The organism is Aliiroseovarius sp., assembly GCF_030148435.1.
Lineage (GTDB): Bacteria > Pseudomonadota > Alphaproteobacteria > Rhodobacterales > Rhodobacteraceae > JASBTN01.
The window spans coordinates 30,605-53,902 of the sequence record NZ_JASBTN010000054.1; the positions used below are offsets into that span (position 1 = coordinate 30,605).

The following is a 23,298-nucleotide window of genomic DNA, read 5'->3' on the forward strand; positions in this document are numbered from 1 at the left end:
TAAGTTCGAAACTTCGGACAAGCACGGGGATGCACGAGACCAATGGACATGCGCAGCCGGGTGATGGACGCCCTGAAAACCGCGATGAAAGCGAAAGACGCCGAGCGTCTTTCGACCCTTCGTCTGATCAATGCCGCGATCAAGGACATGGATATCGACCTGCGCGGCAAGGGCGAGGAGGACGCCGAGGTCACTGATGCCGATGTGCTGGGCATTCTGGGCAAGATGGTCAAGCAGCGCCAGGAATCGGCCCGCGCCTATGAGGAAGGCGGCCGGTTGGAACTGGCCGAGAAGGAATTGGCGGAAATCTCGGTGATCGAAGAGTTTCTGCCGCGTCAGCTGTCCGCAGCCGAAACCGCCAGGGCGGTCGAGGCCGCGATCGCCGAGGTGGGCGCGGAAAGCATTCGCGACATGGGCAAGGTCATGGGCGTGCTGAAGGGCAAATACACCGGTCAGATGGATTTCGGCAAGGTCGGCCCGATGGTGAAGGCCAAGCTGGGCTGAGCCCGCCTTTGTTGGGTTTCCAGGCGAAGTGCCTTCGGTACGCCTGATTGCAAACGCCGGCCGGGCCCCGCTTGGGCGCAACACCCTATTTCCGGCTTTTTACCAGGGTCAGGGTCGCCTGCACTTCGTCGAATAATGCCGGACGTTCCTCTTCCGAGAGGAAAGCGCCCAGTTCAACCGTGCGCCCGTTGCCGGTAAGGGTGATGTAATTCGGAACCGGCCCACCAGTCTGGTGCATCTCGACCGTGACCCAATAGGGGTTCGCCTGCCAGCCCTGCCGTCCGCGCTTGGGTCCGTTGCGTATAAGTTCGACATGATCGGGCCAGAAGCGCAGTTCTTCGAGGATCTCGGCGTCCTTGTAGCTTTTTTCGATAAAGAACCAGAGTGCCCCGAGCGCGGCGAGCGTGAAAGGGAGTACCCCCCAGAGGACCACCGTGCCGATCAGCGGGAAGAGCGGGATCAGCAGGAACAGGAAGGCCATTCCTATGAAGCCGACGAATCCGCGCCGGGGCAGGGAGCGGAACGGCCAGGCGTGAAGTTCGGCCATGGGTGGATCGCCTGCGGCGTGGCTCGGCGGGGTGGGGGCCGAAGGGGGATCGGTCAGGCGGGTGGTCCATTCGGTGGGCATCGGCTGCGTCTCGGGGGGAAATTGCCACTCGGGTCAGGATTGGGGCGGCAAAGCCCGTCCAGGGAACACTGTCAGTCGGAAGGAAAAGGGCCCGGGCGTTTCCGCCCGGGCCCCTTTGTCAGTCAGGCCTTAGTGCGTGTGGCCCTTGTCCCAGTCTTCCTGCTTGGGCAGGATTTCGAACGTGTGTTCCGGCGGCGGGCTGGGCAGGGTCCACTCCAGCGTATCCGCGTATTCGTTCCAGTAGTTCGCGCGGGTTTCACGACGGCCGGCCAGCAGGCTGTAGGCCACGATGCCGATGAACAGAAGGAACGAAGCGAAGGAAATCATGGCGCCGATCGAGCTGATCTTGTTCCAGTAGGCGAAGGCCTCCGGGTAGTCGATGTAGCGGCGCGGCATGCCCTGGCGGCCCAGGAAGTGCTGCGGGAAGAAGGTCAGGTTCACGCCGATGAAGAACATCCAGAAGTGGATCTTGCCCAGGAACTCGGGGTACTGACGACCGGTCATCTTCGCGAAGTAAAAGTAGATCCCGGCAAAGATGCAGAAGGCCGCGCCCATCGACATGGTGTAGTGGAAATGCGCCACGACATAGTAGTTGTCGTGATAGACGCGGTCCACGCCCGCCTGGCTCAGCACCACGCCGGTCACGCCGCCGATGGTAAAGAGGATCAGGAAGCCCAGGGCGAACAGCATCGGCGTCTTGAATTCCAGGGAACCACCCCACATCGTGGCGATCCAGCTGAAGATCTTGACGCCTGTGGGCACCGCGATGACCATCGTGGCCAGCATGAAGTAGCTCTGCTGCTGCAGGCTCATGCCCACGGTGTACATGTGGTGCGCCCAGACGACGAAGCCCAGGAAACCGATCGCGATCAGCGCCCAGACCATCGGCAGATAGCCGAACACGGGCTTGCGCGAGAAAGTGGCGAACACGTGGCTGACCAGGCCGAAACCGGGCAGGATCACGATGTAGACTTCCGGGTGGCCGAAGAACCACAGGATGTGCTGGTACAGGATCGGATCACCGCCACCGGCGGGATCGAAGAAGGTCGTGCCGAAGTTGCGGTCCATCAGCAGCATGGTGATCGCGCCGGCGAGCACCGGCAGCGACAGAAGGATCAGCCAGGCGGTGACGAAAATCGACCAGGCGAACAGCGGCACCTTGAACAGGGTCATGCCCGGGGCACGCATGTTCAGGAAGGTGGTGATCATGTTGATCGCGCCCAGGATCGACGAGGCGCCCGAGACGTGCACGGCGAAGATCGCCAGGTCCATCGAAGTGCCCGCCTCGGTGGTCGAGAGCGGCGGGTAGAGCACCCAGCCCACGCCCGAGCCCAACTGGTCATTGCCACCCGGCGACAACAGCGAGGCAACGCCCAGGGCGACACCGGCCACGTACATCCAGAAGGACAGGTTGTTCATGCGCGGGAATGCCATGTCCGGCGCGCCGATCTGCAAGGGCATGAAATAGTTGCCGAAACCACCGAACAGGGCCGGGATGACGACGAAGAACATCATCAACACGCCGTGATAGGTGATCATCACGTTCCAGAGGTGCCCGTTCGGCGTGCAATCGGCCGAAGCGTCCGCGATGAATCGCGCGCCTTCGAGACACATGTACTGGACACCCGGTTCCATCAGCTCCATTCGCATGTAGACTGTGAAGCTGACCGAGATGAAGCCGGTGATGCCGGCCACGATCAGGTACAGAAGACCGATGTCCTTGTGGTTGGTGGACATGAACCACCGGGTGAAGAACCCGCGGGTATCTTCGTGGTCATGGCCGTGAATGGCTGCGTCCGCCATGTATGTGCCTCCCTCTGGGTATTTCCTTGAATCCGGGCACGGGAAGCCCCCCCGCGCCCATCAAGAGCTTGGAATGTTTTTAAGGGGCGAATTGTCGCAGGGCAACTGGTCGCAGAGTGGCTGAGGCAAAAAAGTGGGCCTCGTTGCGGCTCTGCTGCCTGCGATGGCGGTGCACCCCGCGGCGGCGGAGTGCTGGTGGCGCTCACATGGCGCGGGACAGTGGCGAATCGCGGCACGTCGGTCGGTACGAAGAACCCGCCCGCTGCGGCTACAGGGGCGGGGTATTCCGGTTGTGGCGGCGCAGGGCCGCGGCAGGTGCAGCGGCGTCTTAGCTGTCGCCGTCGCCCTCTTCTTCGCCTTCGGTCATTTCCGGCGCCGGCGCGAGGCTAGCGAGGAAAGCGGCGACATTGGCGGCCTCTTCGTCCTTGCGCAGTTTGAAGGTCATGTTCGACTTGGCGGAACCGCCCAGCTGCTCGGCCAGGAAGGCCTTTGGGTCCATCGTGAAGGTGGCCAGCAGTTCTTCGGTCCAGACCAGCCCGCCTTCGCCGGCGGCGACCAGCGAGTCACTGTATTTGCCGAAATCTTCGGCGGTGCCGGCGGTGCGGCCGATGATGCCGTAAAGGTTCGGGCCGGTCTTGCCGCCCTTCATCAGCGCCTCGCCTTCGGCGTTGACGACGGCATGGCAGGCCTTGCACTTCTTGAAGACTTTCTCGCCCTTTTCGATATCGCCTTCGGCGAAGGCGACGCCCGACAGGGCAAGAACGGTGGCGGCGGTAGACAGAATGATTTTCATATGATCCTCGCTGGGTGACATTCTTTGCTCGGCCCTATTTAGGATGAAACAAGCCGATTTGAAAGCGTCCGTCTGTGGCAGATTGCCACGGTTTGTTACGCGTCGGCGGCCAACAGCGCATCGGCGCGTTTGAATATGTCGGCATAAACTTCCCTGGCCTTGCCTCTCTGGCGCTGCTCTTTCACCGCCCGGTAATTACCTGACACATCCCCGACCAGAATCAACCCGACCATGCCCAGGCTGCGATGCGGCGCGCAGTAGTAGCCATAGGCGCCCTCGGTGGTCAGAGTGACCTCGACGTCCTGCGCGATCCTGCCGTCCCAGCTCTGGCCGCCTTCCGGGATCATCCGGTCGTCCGAGACCGTGTTGTGCCCCTTGTCGACAGTGACAAATCTTATTGTATCCCCGGGCTTTACGCGTAAGAGGTCAGGCACGAAGACATTTCGCATTCCGCCGTTCTCGGGATGCCTGTTGCGCATTTCCACAACATGTATCACCGGGGTTACGGGAGCCATGTCCCCGGAGGCACGCAGGGGGGCGGGCAGGATGGTCATGCCAAGACCGGCACCAAGCATCTTCATGTGGGCACGACGAGTCTGGTTCATCCGGGGCTCCTGTTATGATTGTGTCGTCCCCTACCTAGAGACAGGCAGGGGAATTACAACCTGCCGGAGGACGGCGGTGGTGCGTCGGAGAGAAGGGGGCGGATCACGCAATCGTGTCGTCAAACACCTGTTCGAAGCTGCGTTTCAACGCCACATCCACATCCCCCATCGTGACCGGCAGGCCGAGATCGACCAGGCTTGTCACCCCATGTTCCGATATTCCGCAGGGTACGATGCCCGAGAAGTGATCCAGGTCCGGTTCCACATTGATCGAAATGCCGTGGAAACTGATCCATTTGCGCAGGCGGATGCCGATGGCGGCGATCTTGTCCTCGGGCGATTGGCCGGTGACGGTCAGCGGCTTGTCATTGCGCGTGACCCAGACGCCGACGCGGCCTTCGCGAATCTCGCCGGTGACATTGAACTCGGCCAGGGCGGAAATCACCCATTCCTCCAACTGCTGGACAAAGCGGCGCACGTCATGGCCGCGCTTGCCGACGTCCAGCATGACATAGACCACCCGCTGGCCGGGGCCGTGATAGGTGTATTGGCCTCCGCGTTTCGACGGGTGGACCGGAAAGCGGTCGGGATCGACCAGATCTGCGGGATCGGCGGAGGTGCCCGCGGTGTAGAGCGGCGGGTGTTCCAGCAGCCAGATCAGTTCCCCGGCCTCGCCACGGGCCATAGCGTCCGCATGGGCCTCCATGCGGGCCACGGCGTCTTCATAGGGCACGAGCCCGTCGGTTGTTTCCCATGTCACCATGGGGGGGACTTAACCGCTGGCTTGCCGTTGGACAAGGGGGGGGTGGCCAGCCGGGACTGGCCGGGACTGGCCGGTGCATTCCGGTGCGATGCAAGTGGCATGCGATTTGCTCGGGTGCTGCGTCGTTTTCCTCTTCACAAGCCCGCAGGGCTCGGATACACACCGCGCACCTAGCCTGACATGCGGTCGTGGCGGAATTGGTAGACGCGCAGCGTTGAGGTCGCTGTGAGGTAACACTCGTGCGGGTTCGAGTCCCGCCGACCGCACCATGCTCCCCAGTGGTTTCGAGAAGAAAGCTGCCGACAAGGGCAGGGTTGGGTGATGCGCCTGTTCCCGGTACAGAATGCCCGGGTACACCTGTTTGCGCAGCCCGTCCTGAAACCGGAAGACATGCGCGGGGTTGTCCTGGTTGATCCGGATCGGCACCGGTGGGGCCTCGGCCCCGGGCAGGAACGGGGCGATGGCCACCGAGAAACGTCGCCCATCAGGGTGTTGGCAACGGAATGCGGCTTGCCCGGTGTCGCCGCCAAACTTGAAGTCCGTCTCCGTGCGACGCTCCTTCATGCGCACCTTGCCACTGGTGCCATGGACCGGGCAGGTGGTCCCGGCCGGGAAGAAGCCGAAATCGACATAGAGCCTGGCAGGGGCGCGGCCTGTTGCCAAATCAGACGTTGCGCGGGGAACCCCTCAGATCCGCACCTCGACTCCCGGCAGGTTCAGCGCTTTCATCAGGTCGCGCAGCTCCTGACGGGCGGCGACGTTCGAGATGTTCATCTGCCCCCGCACCCCTACGTCCCGCAGGTCCAGAAGCGTCAAGCCGCGCGGGAAGAGTTCGCGAAAGATGACGCGCTCGTTGAAGCCCGGGGCGACGCGAAAACCGATGCGCGTGGACAGGCTGTCGAGCGCGTCACCCATCTTTTTCTTGTTGTGCATCATCTGGGCGCCCAGACGGTTGCGCACCACCACCCAGTCGATCGGTTTCAACCCGGCTTGCGCACGCAGCTGGCGGGCGTTCCAGACCATTTCGGAATAGACCGACGGGCGGGTGATCTTGCCGCTGTCCGGGTCCACATGGGCCAGCAGATCGAAATCTACGAAACTGTCGTTCAGCGGCGTGATCAGCGTGTCGGCCAGCGAATGGGCGACCTGGCTGAGGCGGGTGTGGGAGCCGGGGCAGTCGATGACGATGAAATCCGCGTCGGGCTCCAACCCGGCAACGGCCATGGACAGGCGGCGGTCATAGGGGTTTTCTCCCGGTTTCAGGGCTGACCGGTCCACGTCGGGCAGATCGCGATAGTCTGGTGTGGGCAGGTCCAGGCCGACACCTTCCAGGGTCTTGCGGCGATTCTGGATGAAGCGTCCAAAGGTCTTCTGGCGCAGGTCCAGGTCCAGTACGCCGACCGAATGGCCCATGCGCGAAAGCGCTGTGGCCACATGCATGGAGACGGTGGATTTGCCTGCTCCGCCCTTTTCGTTCCCTACGACGATAATATGCGCCACGGTAATGTCCCTTCGTTACCCAGACCCCCGTCTTTGCGCGGGGGTTGGCGAACTATAAGTCCCCCTCGGACCGGTTGGAAGAGGGATCGACGCGCCGGATTGAAAAGAGCGTGGCGGCCGGACCGATCAGTTCGAATAATACGGTGGCGCCGATGGTGAGGGTCAGGATCGTGTCGCCATGGTCGGGGAATTCGGTGGCCGCGACAAGGGCCATGCCGACGGCCACCCCGGCTTGTGGCAAAAGCGCGGGGCCGAACCAGCGGCGTTCGGGTGCCGGGCTGCGCGCCAGGGTCGCCCCAACCCATCCGCCAAGGGCGCGCGCCAGCACCCGCAGGACTGCAAATCCCGCGCCCAGGGCACCGATGGCGGCCAGGCTGCGCAGATCCAACGCAGCGCCCGCAAGGACGAAGAACAGGATCATGATGGGCCATTGGATATGCTCGATCTCGTGGAAGGCGCGGGTGTGGTGGCGCGCGCGATTGGTGATGACCAGGCCGACAACCATGGACGCGATCAGGTAGGAGACGTCGAGCCACAGGGCCGCGCCGGCGCTCAGAAACACGATGCCCAGGGCCTCGGCCTGCAGCGGTTCGCCCGGTTTCAGCCGGCCGGTGAGCGGCGCAAGCGCCAACCCGATCACGAGCCCCAACGCAACGGCGCCGCCAATCTCACGGGTGGCCTCCATCAGAAGGCCGGGGTCGAAACTGCCGTCCAGCCCCTTTGCCATGGCCACCACAAGCGCGAAGACGATGAGGCCCCAGGCGTCGTCCATCGCGACAATTGCAGACAGCTTGTCGGCGAAAGGATGGCTCGAGCCCGATTGCCGGATTGCATCCTGTGTGGCGGCAGGATCGGTGGCACAGGCCAGTGCGCCGAAGATCAGGGCCAATGCCGGCGCCGCCCCCAAAACGATCAGCCCGAACGCCACCAGCGCGACCGTCACGCCGACGATGGACAGCGAAACCCACAGCACTTCGCCGCCGATGTGGCGCAGCTTGGTCAGGGTCAGACCTCCGCCCAGCAGAAACGCCACCATCGACAGGGCCGCAACCGTGAGAAATGAAAACCATTCGGCAAATTCAATTGGCAACAGGTCCAGCCCGGAACGGCCGGCCAGGATGCCCAGGGCCAGAAGCAGCGTCACGCGCGGAAGGCGCAGGCGGCGGCCCAGCAGGTCCGCGGCAAGTCCGCCCATGAACAGGGCGCCAAAGGTCAGGAATATCGCGGCGTTGTCCATGGTGGCAGAATGGCGCCGGTCGGGTTCGGTGGAAAGAGGCAATCTGAAAATACCCATCATGCGCATGGCCCCTATCCTGCGCATCTGGCAACGAAAAACGCCGCCCCCGGGGGGCGGCGTTTCGCAAAATCGGTCAGGTTATGGCTTAGAAGCCGAAGCCTTCGTATTTCGACTTGAACTTCGACACGCGGCCGCCAGTGTCCAGCAGACGGGCACCGCCACCGGTCCAGGCCGGGTGCACGGTCGGGTCGATGTCCAGCTGGAGAACGTCGCCTTCGGCGCCCCAGGTGGATTTCATCTGATACGAGGTGCCGTCGGTCAGCTTGACCTCGATCATGTGATAGTCGGGATGCAGATCCTTTTTCATGTCGACGTTCCTCAGGCTTTCTTGGGCTTGTAGTTTGCGTCCTCGGCGATACGGGCCGATTTGCCGCGACGCGAACGCAGGTAGTACAGCTTGGCGCGACGCACGCGGCCACGGCGCACGACGGTGATGCTGTCGATGTTGGTCGAGTAGAGCGGGAACACACGTTCCACGCCTTCACCGAAAGAAATCTTGCGCACGGTGAACGAGCCGGCAATGCCGTCGCCGTTCTTGCGGCTGATGCAGACGCCTTCGTAGTTCTGCACACGCGAGCGCGAGCCTTCGGTCACTTTGTAGCCGACACGAATGGTGTCGCCGGCTTTGAAGTCGGGGATGTCTTTCCCCAGGGCGGCAATCTGTTCCGCCTCCAGTTCAGCGATCAGGTCCATCTGATCTTCTCCTTTTTGCCTGCGGTTGATCCGCAAAGGTGTGTGCCGTCCAGAGCTCCAGGTTGTCACCGGGTCCGCATTCGCGCCCGCAGGAGGTAAGCCGCCATTTCTTCTCACTGCCCGCCCTGGTGCGTTGCACGGAAACACGTGCCCACGACAAAACAGGTCCTGGGGCCGATTCCGGTCCCGGACGGGCGGGGTATAGGCTTATTGGCCCTGTGGATCAAGGGGGATTCGCCAAGTTTGCCACACGGTCGGAAAACACGGCTGCCGGTGCCCCGGACAGGTCAGCCCTTGTCCGCGAGGTGCTTTTTCCACAGGTCCGGGCGGCGCTCGCGGGTGATTTTCTCGCTCATCTCGCGGCGCCATTCCTCGACCTTGCCGTGGTGCCCCGAGGTCAGAACCTCGGGAATGCCGCGCCCTCGCCACTCCGCCGGACGGGTGTATTGCGGATGTTCGAGCAGCCCCTGAGAGAAGCTTTCCTCCTCGATACTGTCGGAATTACCCAGCATGCCGGGAATCAGCCGGACTGTGGCGTCCAGCAGGGCCTGCGCGGCGATCTCCCCCCCGGTCAGGACAAAGTCGCCGAGGCTGACCTCCTGAATCGCATATTCTTCCAGCACCCGCTCATCCACGCCCTCGAACCGACCGCAGAGGATCGTCATGCCCTCGGCCGCCGCAAACTGCCGCGCCATCGCCTGGTCAAATCGCCGCCCGCGTGGCGACATGTAGACCACCGGCCATCGGGCCCGGTCCAGCGGCGTGCCGGCCGAGGCCATGTCCAGCGCATTGCCCAGCACGTCCGGGCGCAGCACCATGCCTGCCCCGCCACCTGCGGGTGTATCATCCACATTGCGGTGCTTGCCCTCGCCGAATCGGCGCAGGTCGATCGACTCCAAATCCCACAGCCCGTCCTTCAGCCCCTTGCCGGTCAGGCTTTCGCCCAATACGCCGGGAAAGGCCTGGGGAAACAGGGTAATGATCTTTGCCGTCCAGACCCCCTGCAACTGCGGGCTCGAGGCCATCAGATCGCGCGGATGCAGGGTTGGACGGACCGCCACGCGGCCATGGGATCGCATCGGCTTGGATTTGGGTGTGTCGCTCATGACGCCTGCATAACCTGCCTGCGGGGCGGAGAAAAGCGGTCAGCCGCGCGCCGAATGTGCGTGACGTGCGGCCGCCGCCTGTTTTGCGGCCTTCAAGGCGTCAGGCTCCAGGTCCGAGCGGTTCAGCTCCAGCATTTCCTCCAACACCTCTCGGGGCATGCGGGCGTTCTGCTCCGGCGCGGGTATCATTGCCGCGCGGTTGGCCGGGGGCAGGCCGATCAGGTCAATGAGCGGCTGCGCGGGCCCCAGCGGCATGTCCCATGTGTCCTCCAGCCGCCAGCTTACCACCGGGTGGTCCACCGCGTCCCTCACCGCCGCAACCATACCGCCCAGGTCGGCGGCAGCGGCATGGCGTGCGCGGAATGCGTCAAGGTCCAGCACCATGCGCGAAGCCTTGACATGTTCGGCCCAGGCGCTGTCGAGCCAGGTATCGGCAGCCCGGGTCGACAGGCAGATCGTCAGGTCGATGCCGTGCGGATACTGCGCCTCGAACACCTCGACCGCCCGTGCCATCAGCTCGGGCAGGGCGCTATAATCCGGGACGTCGCGCCGTCCGGGCAGGTGGCCTGCCAGCTCCTCGGCGCTGATAACCAGCTTGCGGTCAGGCGGCAGGTCGAGCTGTGCCAGGAAAGCCCCCATGCGCAGCGCGAACTTTTCAAGCGTGAAAGGGTCGCGCCAGGTCGAGAACCCGCGCGAGGCATGCAGAAGATCGGGAAACTTGAACCCCAGCCCAAGCGCGGTGCTGGGCCAGATTTGCGGCCCGTTCATGTGCAGGCATTTTTGCACTGTCGTGGTGCCGGTCTTGTGAAACCCCGGGTGCAGGATGATGCGCTGAGAGGTCACGAGCCCCGCTCCAACAAGGTCGCCTTGGCGGCCTTGAGCTCGGGTTTCGACAGTCCGGATCGGTTCAGCCGCAGGAATTCGGCTTTGAGCACACCGCTCTGCCCGGCGTTGCGGTGGCGGGCCGGGGTCAGGCTGGCCTGGGTCGCTTCCGGCACACCCATCAGGTCGAGCACCGCTTTTGCCGGGCCCGCCGGATGGTCGAAGAATGCCTCGACCCGGCTGATGTGATCCGCATCCAATCGACGCGCTTCCTCCTCCAGTGTGCCCAGAGACCTGAACCGCCGGGCGAAGTCGTCGAAGTCGTCCTCCAGGCGGATCGACCGCAGAAGATGCCCGTGCACGGATCGCAGCCAGGCCTCGCGCGTTCGGGTTGTAAACAGGATTTCGACCCGCGTGTCCGGGCCGAAGCGGCGAAACAGCTCCTTCCTGAGGTCGCGCAGCAGCGGTTTCGCCGCGGGAAAGCCGGTGATTGGACGCCCCAGCCAATCGCGGTGGCCGGGCATGGCGCCGGTGAAGTTTTCGCGCGAGAGAACCAGGTCGGTTCCGTCCGGCACCTCGGAAAGAAACCGGCGCAGAGCAAGGCGGAAGGCCTTCAGCCCGTTCGGGAAAGGCGCCTGGGCATATTCCCGCGCCCGTGCTCCAGCACCATGGAAATCCCCCTGCCCGTAATAGGCAAACCACGGCGCAAGGGCCGCGCGGTTGTCGGCCAGGAACCCCTGCAGGCTGGTGGTGCCGGTCTTGTAGAACCCGGCGTGGACGAGGATGCGCGGGGGGCTCATGGCTGGGCCTCCCGCCGTGTCATTCGGGCAGTACCCCGTCGGGCGGGTCGATGATGATGCGGCCCGCGCTCAGGTCGACGGTCGGCACCGCGTCTCGCGTGAAGGGCAGAAGCGCGGTGTTGCGAATGCCCGGGCCTTCGATCTCGAGAAAGTCGCCAGCACCGTGGTTGTTCACCGCTGTGACGCGCCCCACCTCGACACCGCCGGTGTCGAAAACCGCAAGGCCGATCAGGTCGGTGTGGTAGAACTCGTCATCCGGCAGGGCAGGCAGGGAGTCGCGCGCCACATAGAGCCGCACCCCGGACAACGCATCGGCCTGTTCCTTGGTTTCGACCCCATCGATACGCGCCGAAAACCCGTTCTTGATCGGGCCGGTAAGGGTGATGTCAAAGCGCCGAGTGCCGTCTTCCGACGCCAGGGTGCCATAGTCGGCTATCGCGCCGGGATCGGCACAGAAGCTTTTCAGTCGGACGTCGCCGCGGACGCCGAATGCGCCGCTGATGGCGCCCACGCAGATCGTATCGGACATGGGTTAGGCCCCCTGTTCTGGTCTTGCAGCCTTTGTCCTTGATCCACGCCGGCGGTGCAAGGGTCAACGTGACTGGATCGGCAGGGCGGCGCAGCGGTTTTCCCAACCGGCGTTCACCAGTTCGGGCGTGTCCGAGACCGTTTCCGGCCAGCCCACGCACAGGTAGGCAACCAGCCGCCAGTCGGCAGGCACGTCGAGGTCGCGGGTCAGGCGTTCGGGATCGAGGATCGAGACCCAGCCGACGCCCAGCCCCTCGGCCCGGGCGGCAAGCCAGAACTGTGTGACCGCGCCGACCACCGAATAGCGACGGGTTTCGGGCATTGTGGCTGCGCCAAGGCCTGCCCCCTTGGCCGTGGCCTCGTCGCAGAAGATCGCCAGTTGAACCGGAGCTTCCTGCATGCCCGAGAGCTTCAGGGTGCTGTAAATCCGGGCCTTGTCGCCGTCGTAGCCGTCGAGGGCGCGGGCGTTCTCGGCGCGGAAATTCTCAAGCGCGGCGTCCCGCGCGTCAGCGCTGTCCACACGGACCAGGCGCCAGGGTTCCGACAGGCCCACGGAGGGGGCCAGCGAAAACGTGTCGAGGCAGCGCATCAGCACTGCCTCGTCCACGTGATCGGTGCGAAAACGGCGCACGTCGCGCCGCCAGCGCATCAGGTCCAGCAGGTCGGCCCGGAAACCGGTCGAAAACGCCTCCCGGCCCGATGCCAGACCCGACATGGGCCTTATTCCTCGGCCGCAGCTTCGGCAGCTTCGGCAGCCTTGGCGGCTTTCTCTTCAGCGCGCTCCTGGGCTTTCTTGCCCGGCTCGGCCTTCTTCGGGTTCGAGCGCTCTTTCTTGGCGATGACGCCGGCGGCTTCCAGGAAGCGGCTCACACGGTCCGACGGCTGGGCGCCCTGGTCCAGCCAGTACTGCACACGTTCCATGTCCAGCTTGATGCGCTCTTCCGAGTCTTTCGGCAGCAGCGGGTTGTAGGTGCCCAGCTTCTCGATGAAGCGGCCGTCGCGCGGCATGCGCGTATCGGCGGCAACAACGCGGTAGAAGGGGCGCTTTTTCGAGCCGCCACGGGCCAGACGGATTTTCATAGCCATGATGTGTTCTCCTATTCGTAGCTATTTGAAGGGGCCGTTCTTGTCGTTATGACCCCGTCATTCCTGATGTTTCTTGTGGTGCCTGATGACTTCTTCGATGATGAAGTTCAGGAATTTCTTGGCAAATTCCGGGTCCAGGTCGGCCCGGGTTGCCAGGTCTTCGAGCCGTTCGATCTGCGCCGCTTCGCGCGTGGGATCGGACGGGGGAAGGTCGTGTTCGGCCTTGAGTTTCCCCACGGCCTGGGTGTGTTTGAACCGCTCGCCCAGCGTGTAGACGAGGATCGCGTCGAGCCGGTCGATGCTCTCGCGGTGCCCTTTCAGGATCTCGGCGGCGCGGGAAACGGAATCGATGCCGTCGTGGCTCATTGGGCGGCCTCCTTCACAGCTGCGGCCGACAGGTGCCGCCAGATTTCCATGGTCCCGTATTCGGGGTCTTCATAATGGCTCTCAAAACGGGCGCCCAAGCGGCGAGCGACGGCTTTGGAGGCCGTGTTTGCCGGATCGATCTGCGAGATCGCGCTGTCCCAGCCCAGCAGCTCGTAGGCGTGGGCACGGGCAGCTATGGCGGCTTCGGTTGCGTAACCGTGCCCGGTGGCGTGGGGCATCAGGGTCCAGCCGATTTCGCGTTCCTTCCAGCCCATCGGGAACCACAACCCGACCCGGCCCTGATAGGTGCCGGTCGCCTTGTCCTCCAGCGCCCAGAACCCGAACCCGCGCAGGGCCCAGTGGCCAATCACGGTGGCCAAGGCGCGCCAGGTGCGGTGCGGGGGCAGCGGGCCGCCGACGAAACGCGAGGCGTCGGAGGCGAAGAAGTCGTACTCCGCCGCGAAATCCTCCTCCCGCGGGGCGCGCAGGAACAGGCGGTCGGTTTCCAGGGTCGGGATGGTGAAAGAGGTCATGCATATGCCTCCGGGCTGCCATCCGCATCGGGGGCGGGGTGACGATAGACCAGGCAGGGCGGCAGGTCGCTGTCGGGTTTTTCGGCGTCCTCGTCCAGGGTGCAGCCCAGCCGTTCGGCCAGCGCGATGGAGCGGGCATTGTCCGCATCTATATAGCTGACGGCGGTGTCCCAGCCCAGGGTCTCGAACGCATGGGCGCGGGCGGCCAGGGCGGCTTCGAAGGCATAACCCTTGCCTTCGGCCTCGGGGGACCAGACGGTCCAGCCGATCTCGCGTTCCGGCCAGTCCTCGGGGTGCCAGGGGCCGGTCAGGCCCAGCGGTTTGTCCGAGCCTTTTTCGCAGAAAACGAAGGAACCGTAGCCGCGCAGCATCCATTGGCCCGCCACATGGGCGAAGGCACGCCAGGCGTTGCGCTTGTCGTAAGGGCCACCGATATACTGCGCACGCTTGGACGCGGCGAAGGCTTCCCAGGTCGGGAAGTCCTCCATCCGGGGCAAACGCAGGGTCAGCCGGGGTGTGTCGATATGGAAATCGGCGGGGATCATCGGTTACTTCTTTTTGCCGAAACCGGACAGGCCGGGGGGCAGGCCGGCGCCGCCCAGACCGGGAAGGCCACCGGGCATGCCGCCCGGCATCTTGCCGCCCAGAGCCTTCGCGGCTTCTTCCATCGCCTTGGGGTCGTTCATGTCGGGCATGCCGCCGGGCATTCCGCCGCCCTTGCCGAACATGCCGCCGAGCGCCTGTTTCAGCATCTTGCCTTTGCCCATCTTGCCCATCTTCTTCATCATGTCCGACATCTGCCGGTGCATCTTCAGAAGCTTGTTGAGGTCGGAGACTTCCATGCCGGCGCCCGCGGCGATGCGTTTCTTGCGGCTGGCCTGAAGCAGGGCCGGGTTGGCGCGTTCGCGTTTGGTCATCGACTGGATCAGCGCGATCTGGCGCTTGAGCACCTTGTCGTCCATCCCGGCGGCCTCGGCCTGTTTGGCCATTTTCTGCATGCCGGGCATCATGCCCATGATGCCTTCCATGCCGCCCATCTTGATCATCTGTTCCAGCTGCATCTTCAGGTCGTTCATGTTGAACTGACCCTTCTGGAAGCGCTTCATCATGCGCTCGGCCTGTTCGGCCTCGATGGTTTCCTGTGCCTTTTCGACCAGGGCAACGATATCGCCCATGCCCAGGATGCGGCCGGCAATGCGCTCGGGCTCGAAGGTTTCGAGCGCGTCCATCTTCTCGCCCAGACCGACGAACTTGATCGGTTTGCCGGTGACGGCGCGCATCGACAGGGCGGCACCGCCGCGCCCGTCGCCGTCCATCCGGGTCAGGACCACGCCCGAGATGCCGATCTTGTCGTCGAACTCCTGTGCCACCTCGACGGCGACCTGACCGGTCAGGCCGTCCACAACCAGCAGGGTCTCGCGCGGGGTGACGACGTTACGCACGTCCTCGACCTCGCCCATCAGCACCTCGTCGATGTGCAACCGGCCCGCGGTGTCGAGCATGTAGACGTCATAGCCGCCCATGGTCGCCTGCTGCTTGGCGCGTTTGGCGATGTCCACAGGTTTCTGGCCGGGCACGATCTGCAGCGTATCGACGCCGATCTGGTCGCCCAGCACCTTCAACTGATCCATGGCCGCCGGGCGGTAGACGTCGAGCGAGGCCATCAGCACCCGCTTGCCTTCCCTTTCCTTCAGGCGTTTGGCCAGTTTCGCGGTGGTGGTGGTCTTGCCGCCGCCCTGCAGGCCGACCATCAGGATCGGCGCGGGCGGGTTGTCGACCTTCAGTGCACCGGGTTCGCCTTCGCCGGTCAGCGTGTCGATCAGCGCGTCATGCACGATCTTGACGACCTGCTGGCCCGGGGTGACAGATTTGGTCACGGCATGGCCGGTGGCCTGTTCCTGAACCTTCTTGATGAACTCGCGCGCCACCGGCAGCGAGACGTCGGCTTCCAGCAGCGCCACGCGCACCTCGCGCAGGGCGGTCTTGACGTCATCCTCGGACAGAGCGCCCTGTTTGGTCAGGCGATCGAAGACGCCGGACAGGCGGTCTGAAAGGCTCTCGAACATGTCTTCGGCTCCTATACCGTTTCGTTGACCCCTAAGTAGGGGCGGCGCTGCGTGATCCCAAGCCCGAATTCCGGGGGACAAACCATAAGCGCCCCCGTGGGCGCAACGCGCTGACGGGGGGCGATCCTGGTTCGCGACTCAGGACCGGAAGCTTTCGCACTTCCGGGTGTTGGCCGGGGATTACGCGCGCGGGCAGGGGGAGTCAAGCAAAACAGGCTTTTGCGGTCGCCGTTTTCCCCTGTGACAGGCGTGGGCAACGGGCGCCAATCCGCCTCAATCCTCGCGCAGAAGCAGCGCCACCGCACCCAGCGTCAAGATCACGCCCCCCAGCACTGCCACTGGCGGGGTGCCGTGGCCCAGCCCCAGCTCCCACAGGATCACCCAGCTGGGGGTAAGGTAGGAGTAGGCCATGACCTTGGCCGAGGTCAGGCGCATCGAGGCAAAGGACAGCAGGTAGAAGCTGATCGCGGTCGAGGCGATGACGAGGTAGCCAAGCGTGACCCAGACCACTGGTTTCAGTGCGGACCAGTCGGTGGCGGCGATCTCGCCCGCGCCGGCCACGCCCAGAACCAGCGTGCCGCCGACAAGCACGCCGAAGGTAAAAGTCAACCCGTTTTCCCCCCGGTTCAGTGCGCGCAGAAGTGGGATGTAGAGCGCGTGTGCTATGCAGCCGATGAAATAGATCACCTCGCCCCGGCCGATCTGGAACCTGAGCGCCGCGGCCGGATCACCGCGAAAGACCACCCAAAGCGCGCCCGCCGCCCCGACCGCAAGGGCCAGAGCGACTCGCAGGCCCGTCACTTGACGCAGGATCAGCCAACCGAAACCGGCCGTCATGACCGGGGTCAGGGTGAACACCGCCGATGTCGATACGGGATTGGCGGTTTTCAGGGCTTCGAACATGAGCACGAAATAGAAAGCGAAGACGCCGCCGGTCAGCAAATACCTCCAGGGACCGCGGAAATCGGCGCCGGACAGGCCCGGGCCAAGTGCCGCCAGCACCCCGACCACCACCGCCCCCAGCGCGAACCGCGCGAACATCAGGGCAATTGGAGCGACCTCGTTTGCGACCAGCCCGCCCAGTGAATGCGATCCCGCGACCAGGGCCGCGAACAGGGCCATGGCCATGTGGCCGGACAGCGACGCGCGGGTCAGGCTGTGCATCAGGTTGATCCGATGCAGCTTGCGCTTCGGGCCTTCACCTCGTCCGGGGTGAAAGCCAGGTGTCTCAGCCCCACGCCTGCGCCTCCTGCTTCAGATGGGCCAGGAAGGCCTGCACCTTGGCGGTGCGGTGCAGATCGACATGGGTGACAAGCCAGAGCTGCGAGGTCCATTCGGGGCGTGGTGGCAGGACTTGGATCAGCCCCTCGGCCTGATCCGTGGGCAGCCAGCCCAGGGCACCGCCGGCGCGGACGGCTTCGGTCCAGGCCCGGTCGTCCGTGGCGCGGAAGGTAATGCGTTCTTTGGGCACGTGTTCGTCGAGCCAACGCATGAAAGGTGCGCGCCCGCCCCCCTCTTCAAGCCCCACGAAATCATGCTGGTCCAGGGTCTGCTCGGTTGGCATGCCGCAGCGTTCGACATAGGAGGGCGCGGCGTAGAGCGCGGTACAGACCTGGTGAAACCGCTGGGCAACATTGTCCGGCTCCTGCGGTGGACCACCGGCGCGGATCGCCACATGAGCCTCGCCATATTCCAGTCGGAACAGGCGCTGATCGGTCAGGAAACGCACGCGAAGCCCCGGGTGCGCCTGTTGGAAAGAGACCACCACCGGCACCAAAAGGCTCGAAAACCCGGCCAGCGTCGTGATCACCAGCTCGCCCGAGATCGTCTCTCCCTGGCCTTGCAGACGGGCACCCAGTTGGCTGAGCTGATCCTCGGTGGCCTGTCCGACCCGCGCCAGGTCCGCGCCCGCCTCGGTCGGTGTGTAGCCGCGAGCATGGCGCTGAAAAAGCTTTACCCCAAGGCGGTCCTCCAGTGCGTCAATATGACGGATCACCGTGGCATGATGCACGCCCAGCTCCGCCGCCGCAGCGCTGACTGTGCCATGTTTCGCCACCTGATAGGCAGTCCGGATCTCATCCCAATGGTCCATGAGGATTCTTTCTGTGCAAAAACGAACATTCACTGTGAAATCTCTCAGATTGAGTTCGTCACCGCAAGGCCCGATCTTCCTGTCAACGCAACATGACAAGGATCGACACCATGACTTCCATTCTGCGCATCGATGGCTCCGCCCGCAAACAGGGCTCGGCCAGCCGCCAACTGACCGACCAGCTGATCGCCCGCCTGGGTGGCGAAGTGACCCGCCGCGACCTGGCCGACACGAACATCCCGCATCTGACCGAAGATTGGGTCAGCGGCACATTTACCCCGCCGGAGGCCCGCACCGAAGCTCAGAACGAGGCGCTGGCGTTCTCGGATGAGCTGGTGGCCGAGCTGCGGGCTGCCGATCTCCTGGTCATCTCGACCCCGGTCTACAATTTCGGTGTGCCCTCGGCGCTGAAAGCCTGGGTGGACCAGGTGGCCCGTACCGGTGTGACTTTCAAATATGGTGAAGCCGGTCCCGAAGGCCTGTTGACCGGCAAGCGCGCGGTGGTTGTCGCGGCTTCCGGTGGCACCCCGGCGGGCGCCCCGCATGACTTTGCGGTGTCCTACCTGAAACAGGTGCTGGGTTTCCTGGGCATTACCGAAGTCGACGTGGTGGATGCTGCGGGCGTTGCCGTGGATGCGGAAGCCACGATGAAAGCGGCTGAAGAGGCGGTGATCTCGACAGCTGATTCGCTTCTGACCCGTGCCGCCTGAGCGACCGTTTCCCCGCTGACATGAAAGCGGGGCAGAGCCCTTGCATCGCCCCCACCACGGGGGCGATGTTTTTGTATTGCCGTGGCGGGGGGGCTCAGCTCACCAGCATCTTCAGTCCCTGGGTCACATCCGTCCGCACCGCCAGGCGCAGCGCCGGTTCGTCCCCGGCGGCGAGGGCGGCCAGGATCATGCGATGGTGCTTTTGCAGGTCCGACCGGTTGCGCCGCGCATAAAGCGCCCGCATCGTCGGGCCAAGTTGCAGCCAGACCGTTTCCAGCATCGCCAGCATCGCCGGCGCCTGCGCGCGCAGGTAAATGGTGCGGTGGAACTCCAGATTGGTGCGCAGATAGCCCACAGCGTCCTGTTTGGCGACGAATTCGGACACCCGCGCGTTGATGGCCCGCAAGCGGTCGATCAGGGCCAGGTGGGCACGGGGCAGGGCGCGCGCCGCGAGTTCCGGCTCCAGGAGCGCGCGGATTGCGGCAAGCTCTTCGATCCGGTCATTGGACAGGTCCGGCGCAGTAACCCGGCCCGAGCTCGACATGGTCAGGGCACCTTCCGCCGCAAGCCGACGCACCGCCTCGCGGGCAGGGGTCATCGAAACACCATATTGTTTGCCGATCCCGCGCAGGGTCAGCGCCTCGCCCGGGTCCATCTCGCCATGCATGATTCGGGTGCGCAGCGCACGGTAGACGGTTTCGTGGGCGGAGCCGGCATCGCCGGAAAGACGGGTAGGATTGGCCATGGGGTATTTGTGATCACAAATGCGCCGCCCGTCAATCGCGGAAACGGTACCTGTGCAAATCCGCCCCATGGTCGCGCAGCCAGACGCGGTGATGCGCATAGTCCGGGCATAGCCGTTCGACCTGGGCCCAGAAGGCGCGGGAATGATCCATATGCACCAGATGCGCGACCTCGTGGGCGGCAACATAGTCCAGCACCTCGGGCGGAGCCATGACCAGGCGCCACGAATACATCAGCCCCCCGCGCGACGAACACGATCCCCAGCGCGAACGGGTGTCGCGCAGGGTCAGGCTGGCATAGGTCCGTCCAACCTGGGCAGCATATCGGTCCGACGCCGTGGCCAGCCGGTCCCGCGCCAGGGTCTTCAGAAGAGCCGCCAGACGTGCCCCGGTCTTTTCCGGCGCCGAGAGGGGCAGGTGAATCGCGCCATCTTCGATCCGCGCGGCCCGTCCGCCGGACGCGATCAGCGCCACCTCGCGCCCCTCCAGCAGAACGGTGCCTCCGGGGCGGGGGCGCAGCTCGGCCGGGCGGTCGGCCAGATGAGTGCGAATCCAATCCGCCCGTTCCTGGACAAAGCGCACCGCTTCGCGCCGTGACGCACCGCGCGGTATGCTCATCGTGACCCGCCCATCCAGGCGCGAGACTCGCAGGGAAAGACGTCTTGCCCGGGGCGAGGGTTTCAGAACCACCTCGACCTCCGGCTCACCTGCCAGCACGTAGACCTCCGCCTTGCGCATTGCGCCCCCGTTATCCGCCTGTTTATATCTGTCGGGCAAAAGCCTTTGACAGTCTGGTCCTGTTGTGGCAACTGGCCTCAGATTTCGCAAGAGACACTGAACACGGAAAGGGGCCAACCATGCCCAAGGAAGAATGGGGCGTCAAACGCGTCTGCCCGACCACCGGCAAGCGTTTCTATGACCTGAATGCCAATCCGGTGGTCAGCCCGTACACCGGCGAAGTGGTGAACGTCGAAACCGGCAAAGCCACCCGCACCATGGTGGCCGACAAGGCCGACCAGGCCACCATGAAGGATGACCTGGTGGATGATGCCGATGCGGTGCTGGAAGATGACGACGACACCAGCGACGTGGATCTGGGTGATGATGTCCTGGATGACGACGATGACGACAACGTTTCGCTGGACGAAATTGCCGACGTCGCGACCGACGACGACGACGGTTAAAAAACTGGCTGGGGGGATTTTTTTACTTGAACCCCCCCACGCCTTCGCCTAGATACCCCGGGCAGACGCGATCAGCGTTGCACAGGATGGGGCCTTAGCTCAGTTGGGAGAGCGCTTGCATGGCATGCAAGAGGTCAGGGGTTCGACTCCCCTAGGCTCCACCAAATCTCCTTCCCAGATTGGATAGTGTTTTGAACAGGTTGCGCGGTGCCCGCTTGCTTGTCGGGTGCGTTGTCACCATTTTGCATGCAGTCCCGTGTCACCATCTTGTCACTCGATATGGGTGAGAAATGACTCGTAATGGTGGCCGAAACGGTTGGAAGCGGCCTTTCAGGTGCAGAAAACCCATTGTGTTGAGACGAAGGTATGACAGGCTTCGCCGATGGCGGGTTTCACGTCGTGGGAACTGACCGGGATGCGTGGATGGTCAACTGCCGCCAGGGTCTGCGGGCAGGCTCCATGCAAGGCTGACCTTCAAGCCGCCCAGAGACGACTCCTGCAAGGACAGGCTGCACCCGTGGGCCAGGGCCATCCGGTTTGCGATGTTCAGACCCAGCCCGGTTCCGGGCTGGCTCGGGTCCAGCCGCGCGCCGCGCTCCAGCACGGAGGCTCGCGCATTTTCCGGGATGCCCGGACCATCGTCCTCGATCGCCAGAAAGGCCCGGGTGCCGTCCCGTCCGCCGCTGACCACGACCCGGCTTTCCGACCATTTCAGGGCGTTGTCCAGCAGGTTTCCCAGCAGTTCGGTCATGTCGTATTCGTCGAACGGAGCATGCAGGGGGGCTGGCATGTCGATGCTCCAGCGAACGGTCTCGGCACCCGGATGGCGCGCAAGGGCCCGGTGCAGGCGGGTGACAATCGGGCCGGCATCACAGTGGCGGAGCACCTGGTGGCTGTCCCGGGTCGACGCCAGTTCACGCTCGACGATGTGCCGCACGCTGGAGATCTCGGCCTGCAACTCGTCCGCCAATGCGTCATTGCCGGCACGCCGCATCTTGCGTTCCACGCCGTGCAGGATCGTCAGGGGGGTCTTCAACCCGTGCGCCAGATTTCCGGCCCGCGCGCGGGCCCGTTCAAGTGCCATCGCATTCGCGTCAAGCAGCAGGTTCACCTCCTCGACCAGTGGCAGCACCTCGGTCGGATAGTCGGAGGACAACCGGCCCCCTGAGGCGCGGGTGACGCGGCTGACCTCGGACCGGATTTTCTGCAACGGATTCAGGCCCAGCCGGACCTGGACCCAGCTTGCCACGAACAGAAACAGGCCGAGAATGGCCAGCCAGAAGACGGAGTTTGCCAGGAAACCCGAGACCGAGCTGTCAAGATCTGCCCGGTCGATGGCGACAGCCAGGAAGACCTCGCGCCGCGTTTCGGCTTCGCCGATGGTGATTACCCAGTTGGCGACGGCCACCGCCTCGCCGGTCCCGGTGGTGACATCGGCGAAAGTGATCACGCCCGGTGCCGCCGGGCGGTCCAGCACCAGGGGCGCCGCCCAGAAGGACGGTGACAGCATCGGCTCGGCATCATCGACCTGGACCTGCCAGTAGTAACCGGACAGGGCCTGGTCGAAACGCGGATCCGCTATCGGGATGACAACGACCTCGCCGGAGGGCCGCACCACCACATTCCCGCTCAGAAGGACCAGATAGGTCTCAAGCTCGTTACGCGCCCGCTCTTCGAAATAGAGGCGGAACAGGAAGTTGAACACAATCGCCGTCGCCACCAGCGCCAGCGCGGTCGTGACAGCGGCGGCCAGCAGCAGGCGAAGGCTGAGCGACATCCTCATTCGGGATCATCCCCGATCAGATAGCCGAAGCCGCGACGGGTTTCGATCACGCCACCGCCAATCTTGCGACGCAGGCGCCCGACAAGGACCTCGATCGCGTTGCTGTCGGGTTCCTGGTCGCGGAAATAGATGCTTTCGGCCAGCTCCTCCTGACTCACGACCTGCCCCCGGTTGTGCATCAGGTAGTTCAGCAGCCGGTACTCAAGAGGCGTGACCTTTACCGGTCGCCCATCGACCGAGACCCGCATCTGTCGCAAGTCGATCCTGAGCGGTCCGGCTTCCAGCACCGTGACCTTCTGCCCGCTCGACCGGCGCAGAAGGGCCCGCAGACGGGCAACGAGCTCTTCCATCTGGAAGGGTTTGCCCAGATAATCGTCCGCACCGGCATCGATCCCTTCGACCCGCTCGTTCCAGTTCGCGCGCGCCGTCAGCAGGATGACCGGCAGATCCAACCCCTCTTCGCGCCAGCTGCGCAATACCGACAGGCCGTCGCGCTTGGGCAGGCCAATGTCCAGCACCGCGGCGGCGTAGTGTTCGGTGCTGCCCAGGAACCAGCCTTCCTCTCCGTCGCGGGCGATTTCGGGGATAAACCCTTCGCCTTGCAGGACATCGGCGATCAGCTCGGCGATCTTGTGTTCGTCTTCCACAATCAGAATACGCATTCAGCACTTCCACATGTTCGTAACCAGGCCGGAGCCCGCGTCAACGGATACCGAAATCACCGCGCCGGATGGATCGACGATCAGCACCTGGAAGGCCGCACGCCCCCCTTTTTCCGAGAACCCGACCTGCAGAACCCTGCCCGGGTGTTCGGAGCGCACGTTTTTCAGAACCTCCCGCAACGGCTGCGCGTCGCCCCGCGCGATCGCGCGCTGGGCCCGCTGGTAGTCTCG

29 protein-coding genes and 2 tRNA genes are annotated in these 23,298 nt (G+C 64.2%); 5 read left to right on the forward strand and 26 right to left on the reverse strand.

Annotated features, from left to right (window positions below):
* Positions 1–42: 42 nt before the first annotated feature.
* A complete protein-coding gene (locus tag Q1V43_RS09860; RefSeq protein ID WP_300517156.1) occupies positions 43–504 on the forward strand; it encodes a GatB/YqeY domain-containing protein in 462 nt (153 codons plus the stop codon).
* 85 nt (positions 505–589) lie between these two features.
* On the opposite strand, the gene Q1V43_RS09865 is transcribed toward Q1V43_RS09860, so the two are convergent.
* The 5 genes from Q1V43_RS09865 to lipB all read right to left on the reverse strand — a co-directional run bounded on the left by Q1V43_RS09865 (position 590) and on the right by lipB (position 5,096).
* On the reverse strand, positions 590–1,132 hold the full coding sequence (locus Q1V43_RS09865; protein ID WP_300517159.1) for a DUF2244 domain-containing protein: 543 nt from the start codon (positions 1,130–1,132) through the stop codon (positions 590–592).
* 129 nt (positions 1,133–1,261) lie between these two features.
* A complete protein-coding gene (locus Q1V43_RS09870; RefSeq protein WP_300517163.1) occupies positions 1,262–2,935 on the reverse strand; it encodes a cytochrome c oxidase subunit 1 in 1,674 nt (557 codons plus the stop codon).
* Between the two features lie 328 nt (positions 2,936–3,263).
* Positions 3,264–3,728, reverse strand: a complete 465-nt coding sequence (locus tag Q1V43_RS09875; RefSeq protein WP_300517165.1) for a c-type cytochrome — start codon at positions 3,726–3,728, stop codon at positions 3,264–3,266.
* A gap of 95 nt (positions 3,729–3,823) precedes the next feature.
* A complete protein-coding gene (locus tag Q1V43_RS09880) occupies positions 3,824–4,333 on the reverse strand; it encodes a plastocyanin/azurin family copper-binding protein (RefSeq protein ID WP_300517166.1) in 510 nt (169 codons plus the stop codon).
* 103 nt (positions 4,334–4,436) lie between these two features.
* On the reverse strand, positions 4,437–5,096 hold the full coding sequence (gene lipB / locus Q1V43_RS09885) for a lipoyl(octanoyl) transferase LipB (protein WP_300517169.1): 660 nt from the start codon (positions 5,094–5,096) through the stop codon (positions 4,437–4,439).
* A gap of 182 nt (positions 5,097–5,278) precedes the next feature.
* On the opposite strand from lipB, the gene Q1V43_RS09890 reads away from it, so the two are divergent.
* Positions 5,279–5,365: transfer RNA gene (locus tag Q1V43_RS09890), tRNA-Leu, on the forward strand.
* Positions 5,366–5,783: 418 nt separating this feature from the next.
* On the opposite strand, the gene Q1V43_RS09895 is transcribed toward Q1V43_RS09890, so the two are convergent.
* The 16 genes from Q1V43_RS09895 to Q1V43_RS09970 form a co-directional block, all read right to left on the reverse strand.
* Positions 5,784–6,596 (reverse strand): division plane positioning ATPase MipZ, encoded by an 813-nt coding sequence (locus Q1V43_RS09895; protein WP_300517171.1) that lies wholly within the window; start codon positions 6,594–6,596, stop codon positions 5,784–5,786.
* Positions 6,597–6,648: 52 nt separating this feature from the next.
* Complete coding sequence (locus Q1V43_RS09900) at positions 6,649–7,893, reverse strand: cation:proton antiporter (RefSeq protein ID WP_300517173.1); 1,245 nt, start codon at positions 7,891–7,893, stop codon at positions 6,649–6,651.
* An 85-nt stretch (positions 7,894–7,978) separates the two neighbouring features.
* On the reverse strand, positions 7,979–8,200 hold the full coding sequence (gene rpmE, locus Q1V43_RS09905; protein WP_300517176.1) for a 50S ribosomal protein L31: 222 nt from the start codon (positions 8,198–8,200) through the stop codon (positions 7,979–7,981).
* A gap of 11 nt (positions 8,201–8,211) precedes the next feature.
* A complete protein-coding gene (gene rplS / locus Q1V43_RS09910) occupies positions 8,212–8,586 on the reverse strand; it encodes a 50S ribosomal protein L19 (protein ID WP_300517179.1) in 375 nt (124 codons plus the stop codon).
* A 287-nt stretch (positions 8,587–8,873) separates the two neighbouring features.
* Complete coding sequence (gene trmD, locus Q1V43_RS09915; RefSeq protein ID WP_300517181.1) at positions 8,874–9,692, reverse strand: tRNA (guanosine(37)-N1)-methyltransferase TrmD; 819 nt, start codon at positions 9,690–9,692, stop codon at positions 8,874–8,876.
* 39 nt (positions 9,693–9,731) lie between these two features.
* Complete coding sequence (locus tag Q1V43_RS09920) at positions 9,732–10,535, reverse strand: hypothetical protein (protein WP_300517184.1); 804 nt, start codon at positions 10,533–10,535, stop codon at positions 9,732–9,734.
* Positions 10,532–11,314: a hypothetical protein gene (locus Q1V43_RS09925; RefSeq protein WP_300517187.1), complete on the reverse strand. Its 783-nt coding sequence runs from the start codon at positions 11,312–11,314 to the stop codon at positions 10,532–10,534. The genes Q1V43_RS09920 and Q1V43_RS09925 overlap by 4 nt, the downstream gene beginning before the upstream one ends.
* Before the next feature lie 19 nt (positions 11,315–11,333).
* The gene (rimM, locus tag Q1V43_RS09930) at positions 11,334–11,843 is read right to left on the reverse strand and encodes a ribosome maturation factor RimM (RefSeq protein WP_300517190.1); all 510 of its coding nucleotides are present in this window, start codon (positions 11,841–11,843) and stop codon (positions 11,334–11,336) included.
* A gap of 63 nt (positions 11,844–11,906) precedes the next feature.
* Complete coding sequence (bluB, locus tag Q1V43_RS09935; protein WP_300517192.1) at positions 11,907–12,557, reverse strand: 5,6-dimethylbenzimidazole synthase; 651 nt, start codon at positions 12,555–12,557, stop codon at positions 11,907–11,909.
* Positions 12,558–12,562: 5 nt separating this feature from the next.
* On the reverse strand, positions 12,563–12,928 hold the full coding sequence (gene rpsP / locus Q1V43_RS09940; RefSeq protein WP_300517195.1) for a 30S ribosomal protein S16: 366 nt from the start codon (positions 12,926–12,928) through the stop codon (positions 12,563–12,565).
* Between the two features lie 57 nt (positions 12,929–12,985).
* A complete protein-coding gene (locus tag Q1V43_RS09945; protein WP_300517196.1) occupies positions 12,986–13,294 on the reverse strand; it encodes a chorismate mutase in 309 nt (102 codons plus the stop codon).
* A complete protein-coding gene (locus tag Q1V43_RS09950; protein ID WP_300517197.1) occupies positions 13,291–13,827 on the reverse strand; it encodes a GNAT family N-acetyltransferase in 537 nt (178 codons plus the stop codon). Before Q1V43_RS09950 ends, Q1V43_RS09945 begins: the two co-directional genes overlap by 4 nt.
* Positions 13,824–14,372 (reverse strand): GNAT family N-acetyltransferase, encoded by a 549-nt coding sequence (locus Q1V43_RS09955; protein ID WP_300517200.1) that lies wholly within the window; start codon positions 14,370–14,372, stop codon positions 13,824–13,826. Before Q1V43_RS09955 ends, Q1V43_RS09950 begins: the two co-directional genes overlap by 4 nt.
* A 3-nt stretch (positions 14,373–14,375) precedes the next feature.
* Complete coding sequence (ffh, locus tag Q1V43_RS09960) at positions 14,376–15,893, reverse strand: signal recognition particle protein (protein WP_300517201.1); 1,518 nt, start codon at positions 15,891–15,893, stop codon at positions 14,376–14,378.
* A 273-nt stretch (positions 15,894–16,166) separates the two neighbouring features.
* On the reverse strand, positions 16,167–17,057 hold the full coding sequence (locus tag Q1V43_RS09965; RefSeq protein ID WP_300517203.1) for a DMT family transporter: 891 nt from the start codon (positions 17,055–17,057) through the stop codon (positions 16,167–16,169).
* 64 nt (positions 17,058–17,121) lie between these two features.
* Positions 17,122–17,985, reverse strand: a complete 864-nt coding sequence (locus tag Q1V43_RS09970) for a LysR family transcriptional regulator (protein WP_300517206.1) — start codon at positions 17,983–17,985, stop codon at positions 17,122–17,124.
* Positions 17,986–18,095: 110 nt separating this feature from the next.
* On the opposite strand from Q1V43_RS09970, the gene Q1V43_RS09975 reads away from it, so the two are divergent.
* Positions 18,096–18,695 carry an NAD(P)H-dependent oxidoreductase gene (locus Q1V43_RS09975; RefSeq protein ID WP_300517210.1) on the forward strand — a complete coding sequence of 200 codons (600 nt, stop codon included), beginning with the start codon at positions 18,096–18,098 and terminating at the stop codon, positions 18,693–18,695.
* 94 nt (positions 18,696–18,789) lie between these two features.
* Here Q1V43_RS09975 and Q1V43_RS09980 read toward each other — a convergent pair whose 3' ends face one another.
* Both Q1V43_RS09980 and Q1V43_RS09985 read right to left on the reverse strand, forming a co-directional pair.
* A complete protein-coding gene (locus tag Q1V43_RS09980; protein ID WP_300517212.1) occupies positions 18,790–19,440 on the reverse strand; it encodes a GntR family transcriptional regulator in 651 nt (216 codons plus the stop codon).
* Positions 19,441–19,471: 31 nt separating this feature from the next.
* Positions 19,472–20,176, reverse strand: a complete 705-nt coding sequence (locus Q1V43_RS09985) for a SprT family zinc-dependent metalloprotease (RefSeq protein ID WP_300517215.1) — start codon at positions 20,174–20,176, stop codon at positions 19,472–19,474.
* A gap of 119 nt (positions 20,177–20,295) precedes the next feature.
* Between Q1V43_RS09985 and Q1V43_RS09990 the strand changes: the two genes are divergently transcribed.
* Positions 20,296–20,622 (forward strand): TIGR02300 family protein, encoded by a 327-nt coding sequence (locus Q1V43_RS09990; RefSeq protein WP_300517217.1) that lies wholly within the window; start codon positions 20,296–20,298, stop codon positions 20,620–20,622.
* Between the two features lie 88 nt (positions 20,623–20,710).
* Positions 20,711–20,786, forward strand: a tRNA-Ala gene (locus Q1V43_RS09995).
* Positions 20,787–21,049: 263 nt separating this feature from the next.
* On the opposite strand, the gene Q1V43_RS10000 is transcribed toward Q1V43_RS09995, so the two are convergent.
* From Q1V43_RS10000 to Q1V43_RS10010, 3 genes are read right to left on the reverse strand one after another with little or no spacing between them, the layout of a single operon-like run.
* Entirely contained in the window at positions 21,050–22,405 is a 1,356-nt protein-coding gene (locus Q1V43_RS10000) for a HAMP domain-containing sensor histidine kinase (RefSeq protein WP_300517219.1), read from the reverse strand.
* A complete protein-coding gene (locus tag Q1V43_RS10005; RefSeq protein WP_300517221.1) occupies positions 22,402–23,067 on the reverse strand; it encodes a response regulator transcription factor in 666 nt (221 codons plus the stop codon). Before Q1V43_RS10005 ends, Q1V43_RS10000 begins: the two co-directional genes overlap by 4 nt.
* Complete coding sequence (locus tag Q1V43_RS10010) at positions 23,068–23,226, reverse strand: hypothetical protein (RefSeq protein WP_300517223.1); 159 nt, start codon at positions 23,224–23,226, stop codon at positions 23,068–23,070.
* Between the last annotated feature and the right edge of the window lie 72 nt (positions 23,227–23,298).